The 22,843-nt window shown below is 63.0% G+C and carries 20 protein-coding genes; 6 read left to right on the top strand and 14 right to left on the bottom strand.

All coding sequences use genetic code 11. The features are described from left to right. Positions 1 to 54: 54 nt before the first annotated feature. Positions 55 to 1,440: a glycine--tRNA ligase gene (locus QWU43_RS01275; RefSeq protein ID WP_370913733.1), complete on the bottom strand. Its 1,386-nt coding sequence runs from the start codon at positions 1,438 to 1,440 to the stop codon at positions 55 to 57. Between the two features lie 372 nt (positions 1,441 to 1,812). Between QWU43_RS01275 and QWU43_RS01270 the strand changes: the two genes are divergently transcribed. After that, a complete protein-coding gene (locus tag QWU43_RS01270) occupies positions 1,813 to 2,256 on the top strand; it encodes a Fur family transcriptional regulator (protein WP_370913732.1) in 444 nt (147 codons plus the stop codon). A 22-nt stretch (positions 2,257 to 2,278) separates the two neighbouring features. Here QWU43_RS01270 and QWU43_RS01265 read toward each other — a convergent pair whose 3' ends face one another. The 9 genes from QWU43_RS01265 to dnaJ all read right to left on the bottom strand — a co-directional run bounded on the left by QWU43_RS01265 (position 2,279) and on the right by dnaJ (position 10,949). Beyond that, entirely contained in the window at positions 2,279 to 3,370 is a 1,092-nt protein-coding gene (locus QWU43_RS01265) for a VIT1/CCC1 transporter family protein (RefSeq protein ID WP_370913731.1), read from the bottom strand. 24 nt (positions 3,371 to 3,394) lie between these two features. Beyond that, positions 3,395 to 4,171: an isoprenyl transferase gene (locus QWU43_RS01260; RefSeq protein ID WP_370914271.1), complete on the bottom strand. Its 777-nt coding sequence runs from the start codon at positions 4,169 to 4,171 to the stop codon at positions 3,395 to 3,397. Positions 4,172 to 4,190: 19 nt separating this feature from the next. Next, entirely contained in the window at positions 4,191 to 4,958 is a 768-nt protein-coding gene (gene recO / locus QWU43_RS01255; RefSeq protein WP_370916960.1) for a DNA repair protein RecO, read from the bottom strand. A gap of 1 nt (position 4,959) precedes the next feature. Then, the gene (gene era, locus QWU43_RS01250) at positions 4,960 to 5,880 is read right to left on the bottom strand and encodes a GTPase Era (RefSeq protein WP_370916959.1); all 921 of its coding nucleotides are present in this window, start codon (positions 5,878 to 5,880) and stop codon (positions 4,960 to 4,962) included. Positions 5,881 to 6,019: 139 nt separating this feature from the next. After that, on the bottom strand, positions 6,020 to 7,342 hold the full coding sequence (locus QWU43_RS01245) for a hemolysin family protein (protein WP_370913728.1): 1,323 nt from the start codon (positions 7,340 to 7,342) through the stop codon (positions 6,020 to 6,022). Positions 7,343 to 7,344: 2 nt separating this feature from the next. Further along, positions 7,345 to 7,965 carry an rRNA maturation RNase YbeY gene (gene ybeY, locus QWU43_RS01240; protein WP_370913727.1) on the bottom strand — a complete coding sequence of 207 codons (621 nt, stop codon included), beginning with the start codon at positions 7,963 to 7,965 and terminating at the stop codon, positions 7,345 to 7,347. After that, positions 7,962 to 8,897, bottom strand: coding sequence for a PhoH family protein (locus QWU43_RS01235; protein ID WP_370914270.1), 936 nt, complete (start codon positions 8,895 to 8,897; stop codon positions 7,962 to 7,964). The genes ybeY and QWU43_RS01235 overlap by 4 nt, the downstream gene beginning before the upstream one ends. Positions 8,898 to 9,039: 142 nt before the next feature. Next, complete coding sequence (locus tag QWU43_RS01230) at positions 9,040 to 9,819, bottom strand: 16S rRNA (uracil(1498)-N(3))-methyltransferase (RefSeq protein WP_370916958.1); 780 nt, start codon at positions 9,817 to 9,819, stop codon at positions 9,040 to 9,042. Then, positions 9,816 to 10,949: a molecular chaperone DnaJ gene (dnaJ, locus tag QWU43_RS01225; protein WP_370913725.1), complete on the bottom strand. Its 1,134-nt coding sequence runs from the start codon at positions 10,947 to 10,949 to the stop codon at positions 9,816 to 9,818. The genes QWU43_RS01230 and dnaJ overlap by 4 nt, the downstream gene beginning before the upstream one ends. Positions 10,950 to 11,235: 286 nt before the next feature. Here dnaJ and QWU43_RS01220 point away from each other — a divergent pair, with 286 nt between their 5' ends. Continuing rightward, positions 11,236 to 11,439, top strand: coding sequence for a hypothetical protein (locus tag QWU43_RS01220; protein ID WP_370913724.1), 204 nt, complete (start codon positions 11,236 to 11,238; stop codon positions 11,437 to 11,439). A 72-nt stretch (positions 11,440 to 11,511) separates the two neighbouring features. Here the strand turns inward: QWU43_RS01220 and hrcA are convergent, their stop codons facing one another. Beyond that, positions 11,512 to 12,540, bottom strand: coding sequence for a heat-inducible transcriptional repressor HrcA (gene hrcA / locus QWU43_RS01215; RefSeq protein ID WP_370913723.1), 1,029 nt, complete (start codon positions 12,538 to 12,540; stop codon positions 11,512 to 11,514). A gap of 220 nt (positions 12,541 to 12,760) precedes the next feature. Here hrcA and QWU43_RS01210 point away from each other — a divergent pair, with 220 nt between their 5' ends. Genes QWU43_RS01210 through QWU43_RS01200 form a run of 3 tightly spaced genes read left to right on the top strand, consistent with a single transcriptional unit; the run spans position 12,761 to position 16,379 of the window. Then, positions 12,761 to 14,419 carry an HlyD family efflux transporter periplasmic adaptor subunit gene (locus QWU43_RS01210; RefSeq protein ID WP_370913722.1) on the top strand — a complete coding sequence of 553 codons (1,659 nt, stop codon included), beginning with the start codon at positions 12,761 to 12,763 and terminating at the stop codon, positions 14,417 to 14,419. Continuing rightward, entirely contained in the window at positions 14,416 to 15,108 is a 693-nt protein-coding gene (locus QWU43_RS01205) for an ABC transporter ATP-binding protein (RefSeq protein ID WP_232958984.1), read from the top strand. Before QWU43_RS01210 ends, QWU43_RS01205 begins: the two co-directional genes overlap by 4 nt. Next, on the top strand, positions 15,105 to 16,379 hold the full coding sequence (locus QWU43_RS01200) for an ABC transporter permease (protein WP_370916957.1): 1,275 nt from the start codon (positions 15,105 to 15,107) through the stop codon (positions 16,377 to 16,379). The genes QWU43_RS01205 and QWU43_RS01200 overlap by 4 nt, the downstream gene beginning before the upstream one ends. A gap of 10 nt (positions 16,380 to 16,389) precedes the next feature. Here QWU43_RS01200 and hemW read toward each other — a convergent pair whose 3' ends face one another. From hemW to QWU43_RS01185, 3 genes are all read right to left on the bottom strand, one after another. Continuing rightward, positions 16,390 to 17,568 (bottom strand): radical SAM family heme chaperone HemW, encoded by a 1,179-nt coding sequence (gene hemW, locus QWU43_RS01195; RefSeq protein ID WP_370913720.1) that lies wholly within the window; start codon positions 17,566 to 17,568, stop codon positions 16,390 to 16,392. Further along, positions 17,565 to 18,266 carry a hypothetical protein gene (locus QWU43_RS01190; RefSeq protein ID WP_370913719.1) on the bottom strand — a complete coding sequence of 234 codons (702 nt, stop codon included), beginning with the start codon at positions 18,264 to 18,266 and terminating at the stop codon, positions 17,565 to 17,567. Before QWU43_RS01190 ends, hemW begins: the two co-directional genes overlap by 4 nt. A 204-nt stretch (positions 18,267 to 18,470) precedes the next feature. Then, positions 18,471 to 20,300, bottom strand: coding sequence for a long-chain fatty acid--CoA ligase (locus QWU43_RS01185; RefSeq protein WP_370913718.1), 1,830 nt, complete (start codon positions 20,298 to 20,300; stop codon positions 18,471 to 18,473). A gap of 197 nt (positions 20,301 to 20,497) precedes the next feature. On the opposite strand from QWU43_RS01185, the gene malQ reads away from it, so the two are divergent. Further along, positions 20,498 to 22,660, top strand: coding sequence for a 4-alpha-glucanotransferase (gene malQ / locus QWU43_RS01180; RefSeq protein ID WP_370916956.1), 2,163 nt, complete (start codon positions 20,498 to 20,500; stop codon positions 22,658 to 22,660). The last annotated feature ends 183 nt before the right edge of the window (positions 22,661 to 22,843 follow it).

Raw genomic sequence — 22,843 nt, 5'->3', positions numbered from 1 at the left:
CCGGTGAACGAATGCGCCCCGAATCAGGGCGCCGGGTTTCCCCTGAGCATGGTTTCAGCAGCCGAGCAGTCGAGTGGCCAGGTAGCTCTCCAGCTCGTCGATGGCGACGCGCTCCTGCTCCATGGTGTCGCGCTCCCGGACTGTGACGGCATGGTCCTCGAGGGTGTCGAAGTCCACGGTGACGCAGAACGGGGTACCGATCTCGTCCTGCCTACGGTAACGACGCCCGATGGCACCGGAGGTGTCGTACTCAATGTTCCAGTGCTGACGGAGCATTTCGGCGATCTTCTCGGCGGTCGGGGTGAGCGTGTCCTTCTTGGACAGCGGCAGGACCGCGACCTTGACCGGGGCGAGACGACGGTCGAGCTTGAGTACGACGCGCTTGTCCACCCCGCCCTTGGAGTTCGGGGCCTCATCCTCGTGGTAAGCATCCATGAGGAACGCCATCATCGACCGGCCGAGTCCGGCAGCCGGTTCAATCACGTACGGGGTCCAGCGCTCTCCACTCTCCTGATCGAAGTAGGAAAGATCCTCCCCGGACCCCTTGGTGTGGGTGGAGAGGTCGAAGTCAGTCCGGTTGGCCACGCCCTCCAGTTCTCCCCACTTACCGTTGGCGAAGTGGAACGCGTACTCCACGTCTACGGTGCGCTTGGAGTAGTGCGACAGCTTCTCCTGCGGATGCTCGTAGAGGCGCAGGTTCTCCGGGTCGATACCGAGGTCGACGTACCAGTTGAAACGGTGATCGATCCAGTACTGGTGCCATTCCTCGTCCTCTCCGGGCTTAACGAAGAACTCCATCTCCATCTGCTCGAACTCCCGGGTCCGGAAGATGAAGTTGCCCGGGGTGATCTCGTTGCGGAAGGACTTGCCGATCTGCGCGATACCGAACGGCGGCTTCATCCGGGCCGAGGTCATGACGTTCTTGAAGTTCACGAAGATGCCCTGAGCTGTTTCAGGGCGCAGGTAATGCAGCCCCTCGGCATCATCGACGGGACCGAGGAATGTCTTGAGCATTCCGGAGAACTCGCGGGGTTCGGTCCACTTTCCGGGTTGTCCGGTCTCTGGATCGTTGATGTCGGCCAACCCGTTTGCCGGCGGGTGTCCGTGCTTCTCCTCGTATGCCTCCAGCAGATGATCAGCACGGTAACGCTTGTGGGTGTGAAGAGACTCCACCAACGGGTCGGTGAACACCTCCAGGTGCCCGGATGAGACCCACACCTGTCGGGGGAGGATCACCGAGGAATCCAGTCCGACGACATCGGGACGGGAGGTGACCATGGAACGCCACCACTGCTTCTTAATGTTCTCCTTCAGCTCGACACCGAGCGGGCCGTAGTCCCACGCGGAGCGGGTACCGCCGTAGATCTCGCCGCAGGGGTAGACCAGTCCGCGTCGTTTACAGAGGTTCACGACGGTTTCAATGGTGGTTTTCTGTGCCACGATTCTTCAGTACTCCTAATGGAAGATTTACGGTTTCATGGTGCGGGGTAACAAAGCCGTGGAGAACACGGGTGGAGGCGGCCTAACCACACCGGATTACCTGGTCATCCCGGTGCGCCGCCGACACGGGGTTCTTACCCTGCACCAGCTCCAGTCCAGTCTAGCCCGCCGCTCTTGGTGTCCAGGCTCCACCCGGAGTTTTGGCCCATGGTTGACTCCCCGTGAAAGGAACGCAGACGGTACGGATGAGTCGGACGCGCTATCATGTGGGGAACAAGCTGTCCCACGATCATCCGCCACGGCGGCCGGAAGCTGGATTCCCGGGTAAAACCCGGCCATCTGACCACGCACCCTGCAGGAAGGACCCCACACATGTCCGCCAACCAGGACTCGACGATTCCGAAGCTGGGTGTTCGCAGCACCCGGCAACGCGCTGCCGTGGTCGAGGTTCTCCGCGACCTCGACACCTTCGCCTCCGCGAAGACCATCCACCGTGAACTTGGCGAACGCAACCACAAAGTCGGGCTGACCACGGTGTACCGAACGCTCCAGTCACTCGCCGATATCCACGCAGTCGATGTTCTCCATATGGCCACTGGGGAATCCCTCTACCGGCACTGCGATACCGAAGCGCACCACCACCATCTCGTCTGTACCGAATGCGGTCACACCATCGAAATTGAGGGGGGTCCGGTGGAGAAGTGGGCGCTGGAGGAGTCACGTCGCAACAATTTCGAACTCACCGGGCACACCGCTGAGGTCTTCGGCGTATGTGCGGACTGTCGGATCGGCGACAGGGCCGACACCGGTAGCTGACGGAACAGCGAGCAGTCAAGTGTCAGACCACCGCACCGATCGCATTGCCCAGTGCAAAGGTGACCGCTGCCGCACTGAGTCCGATCACGAGCTGTATAAGAGCCTTCCGAACCGGCGGGACGCCAGACAGTAAACCTACGACGGCACCCGTGCACAGGAGCGCGATACCGACGAGTACACATGCCACCACGGCCGCCGTGATGATCGGTAACCCGAAAAAGAACGGCACACAGGGGATCAGCGCGCCCGACGCGAAGAACAAGAAGCTCGACATAGCCGCTGACACTCCAGAGCCGACGACCTCCGAGTCAGCAGGTGCCGCACCAACCGGAACCGTCGAGATTGCCTCCCGTTCCACGGGCCGGTTCGCCTGAATTCCAGCGAACACCGCAGCAGCCTTCGCCCGCGCCTCCTCACCGTTCATTCCCCGTGCCCGGTACACGAGTTCGAGTTCATTGGAGTTCACATCCAACTGGGGGAGCTGCGCGGAGGCCATCGGGTCGGCTGTCGACGCATCGAGAAGATCCCGCTGCGACGACACCGAGACGTATTCCCCGGCAGCCATCGACAGCGCCCCCGCGAGTAGTCCGGTCAACCCCGTCAGAACGATCACACCGTTCCCGGTGGCTGCTCCCACGACTCCGAGGACCAGCGCGAGATTACTCACCAGACCGTCATTCATCCCGAAGACAGCCGCACGGAAGTTACCGGACAACTGCTCCCGTCCTCGCGCCGCCAGTCCACGGACAACCTCGGCATGGATGCACTCATCCGCCGTCATCTGGTCCGTGGCATCTTCATCATCCAGGTACGGGGTCCGCTGTTCCGCGGACTGCATCAACGCAAGAGTGAATACACTGCCGAAACGGCGGGCGAGGAAACCCATCAGGAGAGTGGAGTAGTCGGGACGTCGGGGCATTCCCACGTAGTTTCCCAGTAGCGTGCGCCAGTGCTCCTCATGGCGAGCCTCCGCCTCAGCGATAGCCAGCAGGATCTCCCGTTCTTCACCCGTTTTGCGGAGGGCGAGCTCACGGTAGACGGCGGCCTCCGCACGCTCATTCGCCAGGTAGCGCTGCCACCGTTTGATCTGCGCCCGGGATGGCGTCTGGTCCATAGGACAACCATTTTCCTCTGTCATCTACCGGACCCCACCGAATCGTCGGTCGCGGTGTGCATACTCGATGACGGCATCATAGAGATCCTGCGGCGTGAAGTCGGGGAACAACTTGTCCTGGTAAACCATTTCCGCATAAGCGGACTGCCATAGCAGAAAGTTCGAGGTACGTTTCTCACCCGAAGGCCTCAGAAAGAGGTCGACATCGGGCATATCGGGTTCATCCAGGAAGTTCGGGAACGTTGTCTCGGTGATCTGCTCAGGTCGCAGCCGACCCGCCGCTGCCTCCACCGCGATGGCCCGGGCTGCATCGATGATCTCGGCTCGCCCACCATAGTTCACGCACATCGCGAGCGTCATCGTCGTGTTGTCCTTGGTCAGTTCCTCCGCAGCCTCTAACTCACGAATCACCGACCGCCACAGCCGCGGTCGCCTCCCGACCCATCGAACGCGCACCCCCTTGGCGTGCAGACCGTCACGCTGTCTGCGCAGGACATCCCGGTTGAAACCCATAAGGAACCGAACCTCATCGGTGGACCGCCGCCAGTTCTCCGTCGAAAACGCATACGCCGAGAGGTAGGGCACTCCGAGAGCGATACAGGCATCCACGACATCGAGAAGCACCGCTTCCCCCCGTCGGTGCCCTTCCGTACGCTTCATACCACGTTTCGTGGCCCAGCGGCCGTTACCGTCCATCACCAGAGCAATGTGCTTGGGGAGGAACTCGGCGGGAATTTCTGGCGGAGTGGTGTTCGCAGTCACCGCTCCATTGTGCCACCCGCATCTGCCCCTGGGAACCATCCCGGTGGCGTGCTCCGGTTCATCCCTGATCAAGCAGGTCCAGGGAACGAACGCGGTGCTCCAGATGCCACTGCAGATGCGCCCGGATCAACTGGTGCGCCTGCCCCGCGAAGTCGGTGAACAACCCATCCCCGGACCGTTCGGAGGCGAGCCGAGCAGCATCCACCGCAGGCCAGGCATTATGAGCCAGCCACCACATGAGCCGAAGCACCGCTGCATCCGGTGTCGCAGCCCCCGGTGGTCGACATGTCCCGCACACGGCGCCACCGGATGCCGGATGAAAAGCATGATGCGGACCTGGGCGTCCACACTGCGCACAGTCGAACAGACTCGGGGACCATCCGGCGTGCGCCATAGCGCGGAGGAGAAAGGAGTCGAGCTCTACCGTGGGGTCGATGACGGTGCGGAGTCTGGGTAGTGTGGCGGCAGCGGCATCGAACAGCCACGGATCATCCCCCGACTCCGCGACAGCGAGACGCTCCGCGGATTCAAGGACCGCACAGGCACAGGTGTAACGCGTGTAATCCTCGATGAGTCCCGATCCGTGATAGGCCACGGTGTCCGCCCCGGTGATGCTGTGCAGATTCCTCCCCGGATGAAGCTGAACGTCAAGCTCCACGAAAGGCTGCAACCTGGAACCAAACCTGGAGCGTATGCGCCGTACCCCTTTCGCTACACCACGCACGAGGCCGTGTCCACGGGTGAGAAGAACGATGACGCGATCTGCTTCACCGAAATCATGGGTCCGCACCACGAGCGCCCGGTCGCGGAAGCTCGGGGCACGCATTCTAGAAGCCGAGGCGGCCGAGCGCCTTCGGATCGGACTGCCAGTTCTTCAGTACTTTGATCCGTAGATCGAGGTAGATGTTCTGGCCGATCAACTCGATGATCTCCTTACGGGAATTATGGATGATCCTGCCCAGACGCCGACCGTCCTTACCGATGATGATGTCCTTCTGGCCGGGACGTTCCACATAGAGGACCGCGTGGATGTCGAGGACATCGGGGCGTTCCTCGTTCGGCAGGACCTCGTCGATCTCGACGGCGACGGAGTGCGGAAGTTCATCCTTGAGACCCGCGAGCGCGGCCTCACGGATGAGTTCCGACATACGGGTGTTCCGGTCATCATCGGTGACATGATCATCCGGATAGAACTTTGGCCCCTCAGGGAGCACTCCCGTCAGGACATCAACCAGGACATCGAGTTGTTCACCGGATTGAGCGGAAACCGGGATGACCTCGCAGTCACCGCCGAGCATCTCGTGCAGGGCCATCAGTTGTACGGCGACGCTGTCGCGGGAGACCTTGTCGACCTTGGTCACGATCCCGACGATGGTGGTCTTCGGGGCAACCTTCTTCACCGCATCGAGGATCCACCGGTCGCCGGGACCGATCTTCTCGTCCGCAGGCACCGTAATGCCGATGACGTCGACGTCCGAGTAAGTTTCCTTCACCATTTCGTTCAACCGCTCCCCCAGAAGAGTCCGCGGTCGGTGGAGACCGGGAGTGTCCACGACAATGATCTGCGCATCGGGCCGATGCACGATGCCACGGATCGGATGGCGCGTGGTCTCCGGCTGGTTGGCGGTGATGGCGATCTTCTCGCCGACCAGTGCATTCGTCAGGGTGGACTTGCCTGTGTTGGGCCGTCCCACGAAGCTGACGAAACCGGAACGGAACCCCTCGGGGGTGTCGGTGAATGAAGTCAACGTTGTTCTAGTCCTCCACGGAGCCGAACGGCCCCGGATTGTCGATGGGTGGAATCCGCGGGTGGCACATCGATACGTGTCCATCCCCGGACGAAACTCCATCGTACCCCGTGGCCGCGCCACCACAGCCGCTCTGCGATCAGTGTGACTCGATGCTCCCCAATCCCGAATCGAGAACTGTCACGATGACGGACCGGACACGCATCCGGCCGCGTCGGTCCCGCCCACCCTCGGCTGTGAGTTCCAACCCGCAGGTCTGAACAGTCGCTCCAGGTAAAGGTACCCTACCGAGTTCGTAGGCGATGAGGCCGCTGACGGTTTCCACCTGGTCCGTGACGTCTTCACCAAATTCCAGCTCGATACCCAGATCCTCATCCACGAGATCCCCCAGGTCTTCAAGGGTGAGCCGGGAGACAACCCGGTATCGGCCAGAGTCAAGCTTCTCGATCGGTGCGACCTCCGCGGAATCGTACTCGTCGGCGATCTCGCCCACGATCTCCTCAAGGATGTCCTCGATGGAGATGAGACCGGCGATACCGCCGTACTCATCAACGAGGAGAGCAATGTGGTTCCTGTTCAGCTGCATCTCCCGTAGGAGATCATCGAGGTTCTTCGAGTCGGGAACGAAGGTGACGGGCCGCATGACATCCACGACACTGACGCTGTGCCCGTTGTCACTCGACGAGTACGTCCGCTGAACGAGATCCTTGAGATAGACCACACCCACGATGTCATCGACGTTCTCCCCCACCACCGGAATGCGGGAGAACCCGGAACGGACACACAGCGCTGTCGCCTGACCTGCAGTCTTATCCGATTCGATCCAGATCATCTCGGGGCGGGGCACCATGGCACTGCGGGCGGTGGTCGACGCGAGATCGAACACCGACTGAATCATGCGCCGCTCACCGACCTCGACGATTCCGTGTTCCTGAGCGATGTCGACCATCTCCCTGAGCTCGACCTCAGTGTTGAACGGACCGTCGCGGAGACCTGAACCGGGGGCGAGAATATTCCCGATCCAGATGAGGACCTTCGTCACGGGGCCCAGCAGATGCGCCAGCAGAGACAACACGAGAGCCGATTTGAGGGACACCGTGTAGGGATTCTGCCTCCCGATGGTCCGGGAGTAGACACCGACAACGACGAAAGTGATCAGGGTGAGAACACCGATCGCCGCAACCATCGCCCACCCTTGTGAGGGAACTAGGTGGAACGCCAGAGCACCGGTGCACACCGCGGCAGTCGATTCGAGCAGTGTCCGGAGTAGCACCAACAGATTGATGTGGTCCGCACGGCGGTCGATGACATGGAGCAATTTCGCCGCACCCGGATGCTCATCTTTGACGAGTTCCTCAACCCGGGCGCGGGAAATCGAGGTCACGGCAGATTCGACGGAGCCGAGCGCACCGGAGGTTACCAGGGCCGTTACTGCGCCGAAAGCCAGTATGACTGGATTCACGGTCAGTTCTTCTCCGTCGTATCTGGTTCATCCGTGGTGGGTTCAGCAATCACCGGTATGGTGCCGTCGGTGTTCACGTGATCGAGGGCCTCCCGCTCCGAGGCTGTGGGGAACGCACCGGGGCCTGAGGGTTTGGGCTGGTAGCTGACGTCACGTTCGACGAGATCGTCATACCAGTCAGCGAGAATCTCGTTCTGGAGCGCAAACATCTCCCGTTCCTCATCAGGCTCGACGTGATCGTAACCGAGGAGGTGCAGTACCCCGTGGACGGTGAGCAGGGACAGTTCATGGTCCAGGCTGTGTCCCGCACGAGCGGCCTGGCCTTCAGCGAACTCGGGGCACAGCACGATGTCCCCCAGCATCGCGGGGCCGGGATCTGCGGAGTCAGGCCGCCCGGAACCCGGTGTGAGTTCATCCATCGGGAAACTCATCACATCGGTCGGACCGGGAAGATCGAGCCAACGTTCATGGAGTTCAGCGATAATATCCGGGTCAACGATGTACAGGGAGCATTCCGCCTGCGGGTGCACGTCCATCCGTGAAAGTGCGTAGCTGCAGACATCGATGAGCATTTCCTCATTCACGTCGCCGTACGCCGCCTCGTTGAATACCTCAATACTCATGAAAGACCCTGTCCCTTCGTCTCGGTGTTTTCCCAGTCGTCGTACGCATCGACGATTCGGGCGACGAGTTGGTGCCTGACCACATCCTCACTCGACAGTTCAGCGAAGTGCACCCCCTCAACACCACGGAGGATGTGCCGGACCAAACGCAGCCCAGAACGCTGTCCACCGGGCAGATCCACCTGAGTGACGTCGCCCGTGACAACCATCTTCGACCCAAATCCGAGCCGCGTCAGGAACATCTTCATCTGTGCCGGTGTGGTGTTCTGCGCCTCGTCGAGGATGACGAAGGCGTCATTCAGCGTACGACCACGCATGTAGGCGAGCGGGGCCACCTCGATCACCCCGGCCTCCATGAGCTTCGGGATGATCTCCGGTTCAACCATGTCGCGCAGGGCGTCATGGAGCGGCCGCAGGTACGGATCGATCTTCTCGTTGAGTGTTCCGGGCAGAAACCCGAGCTTCTCACCTGCTTCGACCGCCGGTCGAGTGAGAATGATACGGCTAACCTGCTTGGTCTGCAGCGCCTGTACCGCTTTCGCCATCGCCAGATACGTCTTGCCGGAACCTGCGGGACCCAGGCCGAACACGATGGTGTTGTCGTCGATGGCGTCGACGTATTCCTTCTGCCCGAGGGACTTCGCCCGGACCACCTTGCCCCGACGCGCGATGATGTCACTGGCGAGGACACTGGCAACCGACTGCGGCGCTTCACTGGTAATGAGGTTGACGGCGTGCTTCACGGCCGTCGGACTGATGTGCCCGCCCCGACGCGCGGTGGCTTGGAGCTCATCAAGAACCCGACGGGCACGGGACACCTCGTGCGCGGGTCCGGTCAGAGTGACGGCATTGCCACGGACAAAGATATCGCAGTCGACGTACTTTTCCAGCGCTTTCAGGTTGCCGTCGGTGGTACCGAGCACGTTCGGCACGAGGGCCGCGTCGAGATCAAAGGTCTCGGAGACACTCTCGGTGGTGTTGTAGATTGCCACGTGTGGGTCTTCGCCTGCTTTCGGGGACGTGTTCGACAAGGGCTGTGCGCCGACCGTGGGGCCGGTGGACTCGTAGTGGACCTTACCAGCGGGAGCTGGACACCCCGATGGCTGAGAGCGCCGACAGTGCGGCGGTCGCCGTGCGCAGAACTTCGGGACCGAGCCGGACAGCGCACGCCCCGGCAACCGTGAACCGCTCAACCTCCGCCGGAGAGAGACCTCCCTCCGGTCCAACAACCAGAACCACATCTCGGGACTGCTCCCAGTTGATCGTGGCGAAGGGAACACTCGATTCCTCGTGGAGAAGCACTGCCACCCCACCCGAGGCAACGGTTTCCCGGATCAGTTTCTCAACATCCCTTACCTCTGCGAGGAAGGGGATGAGTGGAACATCGGCCCGCCGCGACTGTTTTGCCGCTGCGACAGCGGCGGCCCGCCACTTGTTGAGCCCCTTATCCCGTTTGGCCCCGGACCAGCGGGCGATGCAGCGCTCCGCCTGCCACGGGATGATCGCGTCCGCCCCACCCTGGCAGGCGAGGTCGACGGCGAGCTCTGCACGTTCAGATTTCGGGATCGCCTGGACGACCGTGACCCGAGGAACCCGGTTCACCGGAGCCAGCGTCTCCGCCGCAATCAGACTCATGGTGTCCCTGCCGCCCGTGTCCCGCACCGTGCAGCGGACAGCATTTCCGCGCCCGTCTACGAGAACCAGCTCATCTCCGACACCGAGGCGACGCACGCTCACCGCATGTCGTGCCTCCGGGCCAGTGACGGTGATGGTTTCCCCGGGGCCCGGTAGCGGTTCGGGTTCCGTCCCCGCGAGGACCGCATCGAGGTCCGAGAGAAAGACGGGAAGTGTCATCGCCGGAAACGATTGCGTAGCCGACTGAAGAGGGTCTCCTCGCCATCGCCCTCACGGTTGACCTCGGCGGAGTCCTCCCGGTGGTCACGGAGCTGTTCCAGCAGTGCGCGGGAGCGATCGTCCAGTTCCCGGGGGACCACGACATCGAGATGTGCGACGAGATCACCCGCCCCCTCGGAACGCAGGCGCGGCATACCTGAACCGGCGAGCCGAATCCGGTCCCCTGGCTGGGAACCCGGCTGGAGTGTGATGGTCATCGGCTCACCTGTGAGAGATTCCACCTGAACCTCAGTCCCGAGAGCCGCATCGACCATGGGCACGCGCACCGTGAGATGGAGATCGTCCCCCTGACGACTGAACACGGGATGCCCTTGAACCGAAATCTCCACATAGAGGTCACCTGCTGGCCCACCACCGGGACCGACCTCGCCCTGCCCCGCCATCCGAATCCGCATTCCGTCGTCGATACCAGCGGGCACCGTGACCACGAGATCACGTCGTGCCCTGCACCGGCCCTCACCATGACACCGGTTACAGGGATCCTGGATGACGTCTCCGGTGCCCTGGCAATTCGGACACGGGCGGCTCGTCATCACGTTGCCGAGGAAGCTGCGCTGCATCTCCTGCAGCTCACCGGTACCGGAACAAGTCTGACACGGAACGGGCTTCGAGCCGGACGCAGAACCTGAGCCGGTGCATTCCGCGCAGAGAACAGCAGTGTCGACGGTGATGTCCTTGCGCACCCCGACGAACGCGTCCTCCAAGGTGATCGAGGTACGCAGGAGTGCATCGGCGCCCGGCTGAACACGGGACCGGGGGCCACGTCCACCACCGCCACCACCGAAGAACGCATCAAAAATGTCGCCGAAACCACCGCCGCCGAAACCACCGCCGAAACCACCAGCGCTCCCCTGCTCTGCGGGGTCACCACCAAGGTCGACGATGCGCCGTTTCTCCGCATCCGTGAGAATCTCGTAGGCGAGCGACACCTCCCGGAATTTCTCCGCGGCTTCCTCCCCCGGATTCACATCCGGATGGTACTTGCGGGCGAGTTTGCGGTAGGCCTTCTTGATCTCCGAGTCCGAGGCGGAACGGTCGACGCCGAGAATGCCGTAGTAGTCACGAGCCACGTTGTCTGATACTTCCTTCTGTCACCGGCCGCGCTGGGGCCGGAATGAGGGTCTTGGTTGCGTGTTCGGGAACGGGGTAACCCCCGCATCTCTTTCATATTAGTGAGCATGCGCCACTTCACCTAAGCGGGGACCAGCCGCCCGGCACCGATGCTGCTCCCCGGGAAAACCCCCACCGAAACTGGGCCTTACCTGACGCGGCGAGCGTGACTACAATGACCTCCACCATGTGAACACAGACACTGTCCGCCTCATCGTCACGACACGCCACTCAGGAGGTTCTGACATGGCCAACACACAACACTTCTACATTTCACTCGGACTCATGATCCTGGCCCTGCTATCCGCTCTATTCGGACTCACCGCCTGGACAGCCATATTCCTGGTCATTCTCATCGCCTGGTCCGCCTGGGGAGAATTCGGTTCAGGAAACATCGTTGCGCGCGGAGGCGCGAAAAGCACCCCGAACAAGAAACCCCGGGTGCGCTGACCCGTTTTCCGGGTGTCTTACCCCGCCAGTTCCGTACTGCGGGGTGGGGCGTTCGGCCGGTAGAAAGCAGCATCAATCCCCGCCGAGAACGCGGGAGACGTAGCGGGCGACGGCCTGGACTTTGGCGATGGTGCCGGGGTAATCCATATAGGTCGGGCCGACGACGCCGAGACCACCGAAGGTCGCACCGGTGGTCCCGTATCCAGTGCTGACGATGGAGGCGCCCCGCAACTGGTCGTCCTGGTTCTCTTCACCGATACTCACGTGTACGACTCCGTGTGCGGTGACCCCGGACAACAGTCGGAGCACCACGACCTGTTCCTCCAGAGCGTCGAGGACCGTGGGGAGACCTGCGGGAAAATCACCAGTCATACGGGAGAGATTCGAGGCACCGGCGAGGACCATCCGCTCACTGGGGGCTTCGACGAGTGTTTCAATGAGTGTGGTGGATGCCCGGATGACAGCGGTTCTGATGTCCGCAGGGGCATTCACAGCGAGATCGGCCATCGAGACGGAGGCATCGCCCAGGGTCTTGCCCACGAGCGCCTGGTTGAGTACATCACGGAGTCTCGCCACTTGATCGGCGGTTAGTTCGACATCTGTGTCAACGTTACGTTGATCGACACGCCCTGTGTCGGTGATGAGGACCAGCAGAATACGGGAGGGGGTGAGTTGTACCACCTCACAGTGCCGAACCCGGGAGACACTCAGGGTGGGGAGCTGTGCGACGGCGGCCTGACGGGTGAGCTGGCTGAGCAGTTGCACGCCACGACGGAGGACGTCTTCCAGATCGACGCCATCCTCGAGGAAACTCTTTATCGCGCGTCGTTCCACCGGAGAGAGTGGCTTGACCTCGTGGAGCGAGTCGACGAAGAGCCGGTACCCCTTCTCCGTGGGGATCCGTCCGGAGCTGGCGTGCTGCTGCACGATGTAGCCCTCTGACTCGAGGACAGCCATGTCGTTGCGGATAGTGGCGGAGCTGACCCCGAGTCGGTGGCGTTCAACCAGCGCCTTGGAACCGACGGGTTCGTGGGAGGCAATGTAGTCGGCGACGATGGCGCGCAGTACCTCGGCGCGCCGTTGGTCGGTGGCTCCGGCCATGTCCGATCCTCTCCCCTGATGTATTCCCGGCGGTGGTCGGGTGTGCGACATCACCGGAAATCTTCTTCCACTGTCAGTGCTCCAGTATAAGGGCCGGTACAGATACACAGCTTTCCCCCAGCTTCCTCCCGGTTGCACCCCGGGAAGGCACCCTAGCGTGACATTTCAACCGACCTGTGCGAGTCGCAGTATCCGAAAGACCGAAAGGCCCTGGTTTCCGATGTCACTTTCCTCCGTTCTCCGTGTCCCCCGCCCACACCGTCTACTACTCACCGGGGCGGCCGCAGCGTTGTGTCTCGCCGCCACGGGTTGTTCCGGGAGCGGGGACGGCACAGTCCTGGCTGCCCACGAGTACCGGGTGGCGGAGGTTGAGGATGTGAGCCGGGCGATCCAGACCACCGCGACGGTGACGGCCGCGAAGACGGAAGCCGTGACCACCGCTCTCATCGGTCCTCTCACTTCCCTGTCAGTGACAGCCGGAGACCGGGTCGAGGCCGGACAGTTGCTGGCGACCGTCGATGTGTCCTCTGTGGAGAGGGAACTCGCGAATCAGAAGTCACAGCAGGCGACGACACTGACCTCGGAACTCAACTCCCTGGAGCAGGCGCAGCAGAAGCATCGCCAGTACAAGGAGGGACTCGATCAGTCATTGAATCCGGAGGTGAACTCCGCACAGGCGGCACTGCGCACGGCAACGGCCGCACACGAGGACGCCGTGCGCGCATTCGAGATGAAGAAAGCGGATGCACTCAACGGCAGTGATCCGCGCCTGGTCGAACAGGAGCGTGCCCTCGAACAGGCACGCCAGCAGGTGCTCAACGGGGAGATCAACTTGGCTCGGGCCGGTGTTGCATCTGCCGCCGCAGCCTTGCAGACCGACCCCTCGGTGGAGGGCGTGCAGCAGTCCGTGACCACCCACATCGGCACGGTGGAGTCAGCGACCGCCCTGCAGAACTCGGTGAAAGATCTGAACAACCGCCAAGCTGCGTACACAACCGCACTCCAGGCGGTGGACCGTGATCTGGCGGAGGCTCAGCGGTCGGTCGCTTCAACCTTCGAAGCGAAGAAAGAAGCCGCTGTCTCCGTGGAATCGGCGAAGCTGACCGCCCGTCAACAGTTGGAGTCCCTGGCCAGTGGTGTCGAACAGGCCCAGCGTGCGGCCCAGGTAGCCCGGGAGTCCGTCGGTCGGGGCACCGATCATCTGACGCGGGACATCAACGCGAGAGAAATCCGGGCACCGTTCACCGGGGTGGTGGTTAACGTCGGTGCGGAGGTCGGCCGCCCTGTCGCCGGTTCCGTGGTGACCCTCGCGGATGATTCCGGGATGATTCTGCGCACCGAGGTTCCGGAGGTTGATGTGGCTGATCTGAAACCCGGCGCGGAGGTCACGTTCACGACGGCGGCGACCGGGGGCAAGACGTTCCGTGGAAAGGTGGCACGGGTGTCCCCCGTGGCGGGAGTCCAGGTGGGTGTTCCGGCGACCCAGCAGGCTGGGACGTCCGGTACCGCTTCTTCCGGTGCGCAGCGTCCGACGTTCCCGGTGGAGATCACGATCGAGGGGGACACGAAGGATCTGCGGATCGGCGGTAGCGCCCGGGCCAGGATCGTGCTTGCGGCGGACAAAGGTGGTCTCGCGGTGCCCCGTGAAGCGGTGTTCGAGCGTGCCGATGGTTCGAAGGCGGTTCTCGTCGTCACAGGTGCCGACGGCCCCGGGTCGAAGGGCACCGTGGAGGAACGCCGCGTCGAGACGGGTACCGAGGGGGACGTCACCGTCGCCGTCACCGGTGGCGAGCTGAAGAAGGGTGAGAACGTGATCAGCCAGGGGTCGACCCGTCGTGATCTGCTGGGTACCACGGTGACGCTCGGGGACGCCGCATGAGCCCACTGGTGGAGATGCGGGGCATCGTCAAGACGTACAACATCGGTACCGAGGGGGAGCTGACGGTGCTCCCGGGGTGTGACTTCACCGTGGAGCACGGCGAGTTCGTCTCCGTGGTGGGTGCCTCGGGTTCGGGTAAGTCGACGCTGATGAACATCATCGGGCTGCTCGACCGGCCGACGTCCGGTAGTTACCATCTCGCGGGCGTCGATACGCAGGAGCTGGACAGCGATGCTCTGTCGGAGCACCGCAGCAGGTCGATCGGGTTCGTATTCCAGAACTTCAACCTCATCGGCAGGATCAGCGCCCGACGGAACGTGGAGATGCCGATGATGTACGCCGGTGTATCGCGCGCGGAACGTACTGAGCGGGCCGTCGAACTGCTGGAGATGGTCGGCATGGGCGGGCGCTTGGATCACCGGCCCAATGAGCTGTCTGGTGGGCAGAAACAGCGCGTCGCGATCGCCCGCGCCCTGGCCAACGACCCGGAGTTCATCCTCGCGGATGAACCCACCGGCGCTCTGGACTCGCACACCGGTCGTCTGGTCATGGACATGTTCCACGACCTGAACCGGAATCAGGGCAAGACCATCGTTTTCATCACCCACAATCCCGAGCTCGCAGCGGAAACCACCCGTGTGGTCACCATGCGTGACGGCCGCATCTCCGAAGGGGACCTGCTCCAGTGAACTTCAACGAAGCCCTGCGACTCGCGGTCGGCAGCATCGCAGGCAACAAGCTGCGGGCACTACTCACGCTGCTGGGTGTGATCATCGGTATCACCTCGGTCATCATCGTCCTCACCCTCGGTTCCTCACTGAAGACACAGTTGGTGAAGAGTCTCGCGGATTCCGGGGCCAACGACTTCTCACTGCAGGTCGAGTCCCGCACCGCCGAGAGCGGTGATGACTTCTTATCCCCCACTCCGGTACCCGCCACATCAAAGATCACCCCGGAGCTTATCGACCGGTTGCGGACGAAGTTCACCGGCCAGATCGTCGGAATCCCGATCGGCGAGACCTCTGATCTCTCTGGAACGGTCAGCCTCTCAGACCAACCGCAGACCACGAAACGCGCCCGTATTCACGGGGTGAACCCCGACTTCATCACGATGAGAACCACTGGCGTCACCGCAGGCCGTCCCGTCACCGATGACGATGTTGCCGGTGCCCGACCTGTTGCGGTCGTCTCCCCGGAACTCGTCACCGCCCTTTTCGGCGGGGACACCGCCGGTGCCCCCGGAAAATCCGTCGACGTTGAGGCGACGAACGGGCAAATCATCTCACTCACTGTCATCGGTGTTACCGGGAAATCCTCCGGCGGTGGGATATTCGGCGCCGGTGGTAACGAAACACCGGCGCTCTACATTCCGTGGTCCTTGGAGGACCGTCTCGGCGGCGACCCCGGAACATGGACCCGGCTGTCGGTGCGCCCCGTGGCAGGCACCGACGAGGAGTCTTTCCGCAGGGAACTGTCGGAGTTCGCGGCCGCCGAGTACACGACGGACCCGGATTTCACGGCGAAGGTCACCGACATGAAGAAGGACATCGATTCCTTCCGCCAGGTCATCGACTCGCTGAGTATCGGGTTATCCGTCATCGCGGGTATCTCCCTGCTCGTCGGAGGAATCGGGGTCATGAACATCATGCTGGTCACGGTGACGGAGCGGACCCGGGAGATCGGTATCCGCAAGGCGCTCGGGGCAAGGAACCGGGACATCCGACTGCAGTTCCTGGTGGAGGCGATGATCATCTGCCTGTTCGGTGGTGTGATCGGTGTGCTGCTGGGCACGGCGCTCGGTGTCATCGGCGCGAAACTGATGGGCACGATGGTGTTCCCGCCCATCGCCGGTGTGCTGTTCTCACTCGGGTTCTCCGTGGCAATCGGCGGTTTCTTCGGGTTCTACCCCGCCGCCCGTGCCGCGCGCCTCAACCCCATCGAGGCTCTGCGCCACGAGTGACGGCGACAGTTTAATCCTCAGCGACGAGAATGTCCGCGATGATGCCATCGGCGAGCAGCCGCCCGCCGTCGGTGAGCGCCAGCCGACGCCGACCTTCGGCACGACAGATCCACCGGAGCAGACCGGACTCCACGTACCCGGCGATGACTTGCTCAGCGCCGGGGCGCAGATCCGACTCATCAACACCGTCGCGTAGCCGCAGGCCGAGCATCAGTTTCTCGGTGTGCCGGTCGATGTCTGAAAGACGCTCGGAGTCCTTGACCGGCAGCTCACCCCGCGCACAGGCGGCCGCGTAGGTGCGCGGGTGTTTGACGTTGAAGAAGCGGACCCCACCCAGGTGGGAGTGGGCGCCGGGTCCCGCACCCCACCAGTCGCCGTCACGCCAGTAGCCGATGTTGTGGTGGCACTCCCCACCGGGGCGGGCCCAGTTGGACACCTCGTACCAGTCGAATCCGGCGCCGCGCAGGGCATCGTCGATGAGCTGGTAGCGGTCGGCGAGCACATCCTCGTCAGGTGCGGGGAGCAGCCCCTTGTTCACTTTGCGCGCCATGGCGGTGCCGTCCTCGACGATCAGCGAATAGGCGGAGACGTGGTCGACCTCCGCCGAGAGAATCGCGTCAAGGGTGGCGCGGACGTCATCGTCGGTCTCGGTGGGGGTTCCGTAGATCATGTCGAGGTTGACGTGCTCGAACCCGGCGGCCCGGGCCTCGCGTGCCGCGGCAATGGGCCGCCCCGGTGTGTGCCGCCGTTCGAGGACAGCCAGAACGTTGCCCGCTGCGGACTGCATACCGAGGGAGACCCGGGTGAACCCCGCGCCCCGCAGCCGGTCGAAGAACTCGGGTGACGTGGATTCCGGATTGGATTCGGTCGTGACTTCGGCGCCTGGGGCGATGCCGATGTGGGTCCGGACGCCTGCGAGGAGCCGGGTGAGGCCATCGGCCCCCAGCATGGACGGGGTACCGCCGCCGACGAACACGGTCTCTGCGGGGCGGAGGATCCCGTCATTGTCCATCCGCTCCGCAGCGAGCCGAAGTTCGATGTCGAGTGCGGCGAGATAACTCTCCGGGTCGGCACCGGTGCCGAGTTCGCCGGGGGTGTAGGTGTTGAAGTCGCAGTAGCCGCACCGGCTGGCGCAGAAGGGCACGTGGACGTACACCCCGAAGGGTGTCGCCGGGTCAGCTCCGGTCACGATGCGAAGCCACCGCCGTGTGCACCCCTGTTGCGCGCGAGCTTGCGGGCGACCTTCGCCACGACGGCGTCGACACGCGCACGTTCCAGCAGGAAGGTCGGGGGATTCGATCCCCGCATGGTGCGGCAGTACGCCGGATGTCGCCGGGCAACGGTGGTGAGCCAGCCGTCGGCGGCGGCATCGACGAGGGTCCGGGTGTGGGCGAACATCAGGGGCAGGCTGACCGCGTCGAGATCATCGGCGGCGACTGCCGTCTGGTCGAGTACCCACTCGACGATGTCCTCGAGCTGCTGCACGACGTCCCGGGTGCGGGCGGACAGCGAATCGCTGAGCTCGCGGACGATCATCGGGGCGACGGAAAGCGGATGGACGGTGACCAGCACCGTGGCATCGAGCAGGTCGGGACGCTGAACCTCGGGTGCACGGGCGACCGCCCCCCGCACGCTGACGGAACCGGAGCGGAGGCCGGAGGTCAACGCCTGGCGGAGTCCGATGAGTTCGGCGATGGTGCGCCGGGAATCAGTGCGGGCCTCATCGATGATGAGTTCCAGCTCCGCCAGACAGTCAGCGACCAGTTCCTCGTCGTAGTCGGCGATCGCCTGCGCGAGATGCTCGATGTATTCCGCGACCTCATCCCCGATGTTGTAGACCTCCTGGGTCAGCTCACGGTGGCGCAGCAGGGCGTCAGAGTGTGGCAAGGCTGCTCCTCGGTGGATCTTCCCGGCGAATCGGGAGGTCGGTCAACATCAGTGGTTCTCCCGCCGACGGCGGGGACTCCGATTACAGAACTCTAAGCGCATTCCCCGGCTTCGTGTGGGTGCCTCGCCGATGACACGCCCGCCACATCAATGTTACTGGTGTGGCGGGTGTGATTGTGGGGGTGTGCGACACAAGCCCACGATCTAGCGCTTGTACAACTGCCGGATCTCCTCGTTGAACCGCTGCGCCACGACATTCCGCTTGATCTTCATCGTCGGTGTCAGCTCATTCTCCTCCTCCGACAGATCCCGATCGAGGATGTAGAACTTCTTAATCGCCTCAGCATGGCTGACCGTCGAATTGCAGTCGTTGATCGCATCCTGGATCTCCGCCCTCAGCACCGGATCTGTCACCATGTCCGCCACAGACCTCGACTCCGGGAAATTCCGGGTCAGCTTCCAGCGACGGAACGCCTCCTCATCGAGAGCTATCAGTACCCCGACAAATGGCTTACCGTCCCCCACGACCAGCGCCTGACTGATCAACGGATGGCTTCGCAGACGATCCTCCATAGGCCCCGGAGAGACATTCTTCCCACTGGCCGTGACAATGAGATCCTTCTTGCGGCCGGTAATCACCAGGTGACCAGACTCCAGAATCTCCCCGAGGTCACCCGTATTGAACCACTCTTCCTCGAAGGTCTCCGCGGTGGCTTCCTCGTTATGCCAGTACCCGTCAAACACCATCTCCCCCTTGACGAGAATCTCTCCGGCGTCGTTCACCCGGGCAGCCATCCCACCGATGGGACGCCCCACGGAACCGATGATGTTGTCCTCGAAGTTCACGGTCACCGCGGCAGTGGTCTCCGTCAGGCCGTAGCCCTCGTAGACGGTCACCCCGATACCACGGAAGAAGTGCGCAAGATCGGGACTCATCGCGGACCCCCCGGAAATGCAGTACTTCACGCTCGCCCCCATCGCCGCCCGGATCTTGGAGTACACGAGCTTGTCGAAGGCCTTGTGCTTCAAACGCAGCGCCCGCGAGGGCCCCTCCTCCGTATCCAGTGCCCTGGAGTAATCCTGTGCGACCTTCTCCGCCTTCAGGAACAACGCCCCCTGAACCGGCCCATTGTCCTGGGCGTTCGCCGCGGCACCGTTACGCACCTTCTCGAACACCCGCGGCACACCGAGAATCAGATTGGGACGCGCCCGCTGGAACTCGACGGACAGAGTGGAGAAATCCGACCAGTGGGACTGCGCCGCACCCGAGATCGTGATCGCGAGACTCACCGCACGGGAGAACACGTGCGCCAACGGAAGGAACGTCAGAACCCGCGTGCCGGGCGCAGCGATGGCCCCCACAGGATGAGTCATCAGCGCCCGCGTCTCCGCAAGCCAGTTCCGGTGCGTCAGCCGACACCCCTTCGGGCGACCCGTCGTACCCGAGGTGTACACCAGAGACGAGAGATCAGTCGCCTTCGTCGCCGCGATCCGCTCATCCACCTCGGAATCGTCGATCGGGCGCCCCTCAAACTTGAGCGTGTTGATCGCCGAGGCGTTTATCTCCAGGATACGCCGCAACTGTGACGTCGACCCCTTCAGAGAGGGAGATCCATCCGCCCCCAACTCCAGGTGCCGCATCAGATCAGTGTGTTCCCGGGTCTCCGTCACAGCGAACACGGCACCCGAATCCTCAATGATCCACTGCACCTGACTCAACGACGAGGACCCGTAGATTGGAACGCTCACCGCACCGGCAGCCCAGATCGCGAAATCGAGCAGTGCCCACTCGTAACGCGTCTCACTCAACAGTGCAATCCGGTCGCCCTGCTGCACCCCGTTCGCGATGAAACCCTTGGCCACCTCATACACCTCATCCAGAAACTCCTGCGCGGTGACACTCACCCACTCGAAGTTCTGCGGCCTGGTGAACATCACCCCATACGGTCGGGCCTTCACCAGATCAATCAACGCGGTCAGGCACGTCTCGTTCGGTCCGATCTCGTATTTCGCCGGGGTGGAATATTCCTGCACTGTGATCCTTCCGCATGCGGTGTCCCGCGGTTCACGGGCGAAAACCGTGAGGCGGGAACCGCCATCGCTCGAATGTCTTTCCCGGTAAATTTACCCCGCAGCCCCCCGGTGTGGGGCGTCCCACTCCGGTCGACACCTCTCAGGTACACGGGGTGAGGTGTGCAGGCCAAGACCGCGGGATGGCAAGATAGGTGCCCGTGACCTACATCAATGAGCTGAAGTCCCTGGCAGACCTGTACGGGGTGGCCACCAGCTACCACACCGCGTCAGGTGAACTGGTCGAGGTATCGGAGGATACCCTGACAAAGACCCTCACCGCCCTCGGGGTGGACATTCTCCGCGGTGGGGATGAACCCACATCCGAGACACTAGCCGCCGCACGACACAGTTACCTGGACTCACGTTTCACGCGTCCCCTCCCCCCCTGTGTAGTAACGGTGACCGGCGAACCCCACGAGTTCACCGTCCACGTGCACGACGGCGAACCTGTCACCGTGACGATCACCCTCGAGGATGGCGGCACCGTGGTCCCGGAGCAGGTGGACAACTTCGTCCAGGCCCGCACCATCGATGGCGTCACCTGGGGCGAAGCCAGTTTCGCAGTTCCCACCGACCTCCCACTCGGCTGGCACACCCTGTCCATGGAATCCACCGGTGGGGTCAGCGGCACCAGCCACCTGATCGTCACCCCGAACCGACTCACCACAGCCGACAGATTCCTCCGGCACCCGGTCACCGGCGTGATGGCGCAGCTCTACTCCACACGCTCCCACGACAGTTGGGGTATCGGTGACTTCGGCGATCTCAGGGATCTCGCGGCCTCCCTCGCCCGCAACGCAGGAGCCGACTTCCTGCTCATCAACCCGCTCCACGCCGCTGAACCCTTCCCCCCCGTCGAGGACTCCCCCTACCTCCCCACCACCCGTAGATTCACGAACCCCCTCTACATCCGGGTCGAGGACATCGAAGAATACGGATTACTCGCCCCCGCTGACCGCGTCCGCATCGAAGGCATCTCCACACAGCTCAAGGCCGACAACACCTCCCCGGATGAAATCAGCCGGAACCCGATCTACACCGCAAAACTCGAAGCCCTCCGCGACATCTACGAACTCCCGATGACCCCCACACGCGCCGAGGCATTCAGCGCATACCTGGAGAAGGAGGGACACGGTCTAGACGACTTCGCGACCTGGTGCGCACGCCGCGAACTCGACGTTCTTGCGGACGGTGGAACGGTCCCCGGAGTTGATCCCACACAGGATCGCACCATCGAGGAAGCCGCGGGCTTCTACCGCTGGCTCCAGTGGATCTGCGACGACCAGCTCGAATCCGCACAGAAAGCCGCCACTGACGCGGGAATGTCCATTGGTGTGATGGCGGACCTCGCCGTCGGCGTCCACCCCGGTGGTGCCGACGCGGAGAATCTCTCGGATGTCCTCGTCCAAGCCGCTTCCGTCGGTGCCCCACCGGACGACTACAACCAGCAGGGCCAGGACTGGTCCCAGCCACCCTGGCACCCCGAGCGGCTCGCCGAGTGCGGGTACGCCCCCTGGCGCGACATGTTGCGCACGGTCCTCCGACACTCCGGCGGCATCCGCGTCGACCACGTTCTCGGCCTGTTCCGACTTTGGTGGATACCCCGCATGCAGGCACCGACCACCGGAACCTACGTCCACTACGACTACAACGCCCTCGTCGGCATCCTCACCCTGGAAGCCGAACGCGCCGGCGCCGTCGTCATCGGAGAAGATCTCGGAACCTTCGAACCATGGGTGCAGGAGGTTCTGGCCAGCCGCGGAATCATGGGCACATCCATCCTGTGGTTCGAGCATGATCCCGAAATCACCGGCCCACGCAGACAGGACCGCTACCGCGAACTCGCACTCACATCGGTGACCACGCACGACCTCCCACCGACCGCCGGGATGCTCCGTGGCGAACACATCAAGCTCCGCGAACGACTCGGACTGTTCACCACCGACCCCGCAGAAGCAGACCGCGGGGATCTCGCGTGGCAGAACGACGTGCTGGCACGCATCGCCGAACACGGTTGTTTCGCGGGAACATCGGTTGAAGGACGCAGCTTCCACGGTGCGGAACGCGGTGACAGGGGAGCAATCCGCGAACTTCTCGTCGGCATGCACCGCTTCATAGCCGGAACCCCTTCCGCCCTCGCCTGCACCTCACTGGTCGACATGGTCGGGGACGTCCGAGCCCAGAACCAGCCCGGCACGACACACGAGCTCTACCCGAACTGGTGTGTGCCGCTCTGCGACAGCTCCGGCGACGTGGTATTCATCGAGGATCTCCCCGAGAACACCTGGTTCCGAGCCGTAGCCGAGGCGTCGAAGCGCTGACTCTCCGGTTGAAGGGGTGGGCACGTGGAGTTCCACGTGCCCACCCCTTCCTCATCTTCATGTCATGGACGGCTAGATCAACGTAACCAACCAACCGATAATCACGAGCAAGAGCAACACCACCAGGGCCAGCTTCACGCGGGAACGTCCATAATCGCGCTTCTTCTTCGGTGTCTGGTTACT

The organism is Corynebacterium sp. CCM 9204, assembly GCF_041357695.1.
Lineage (GTDB): Bacteria > Actinomycetota > Actinomycetes > Mycobacteriales > Mycobacteriaceae > Corynebacterium.
This window is presented reverse-complemented; position numbering and strand designations above follow the sequence as displayed.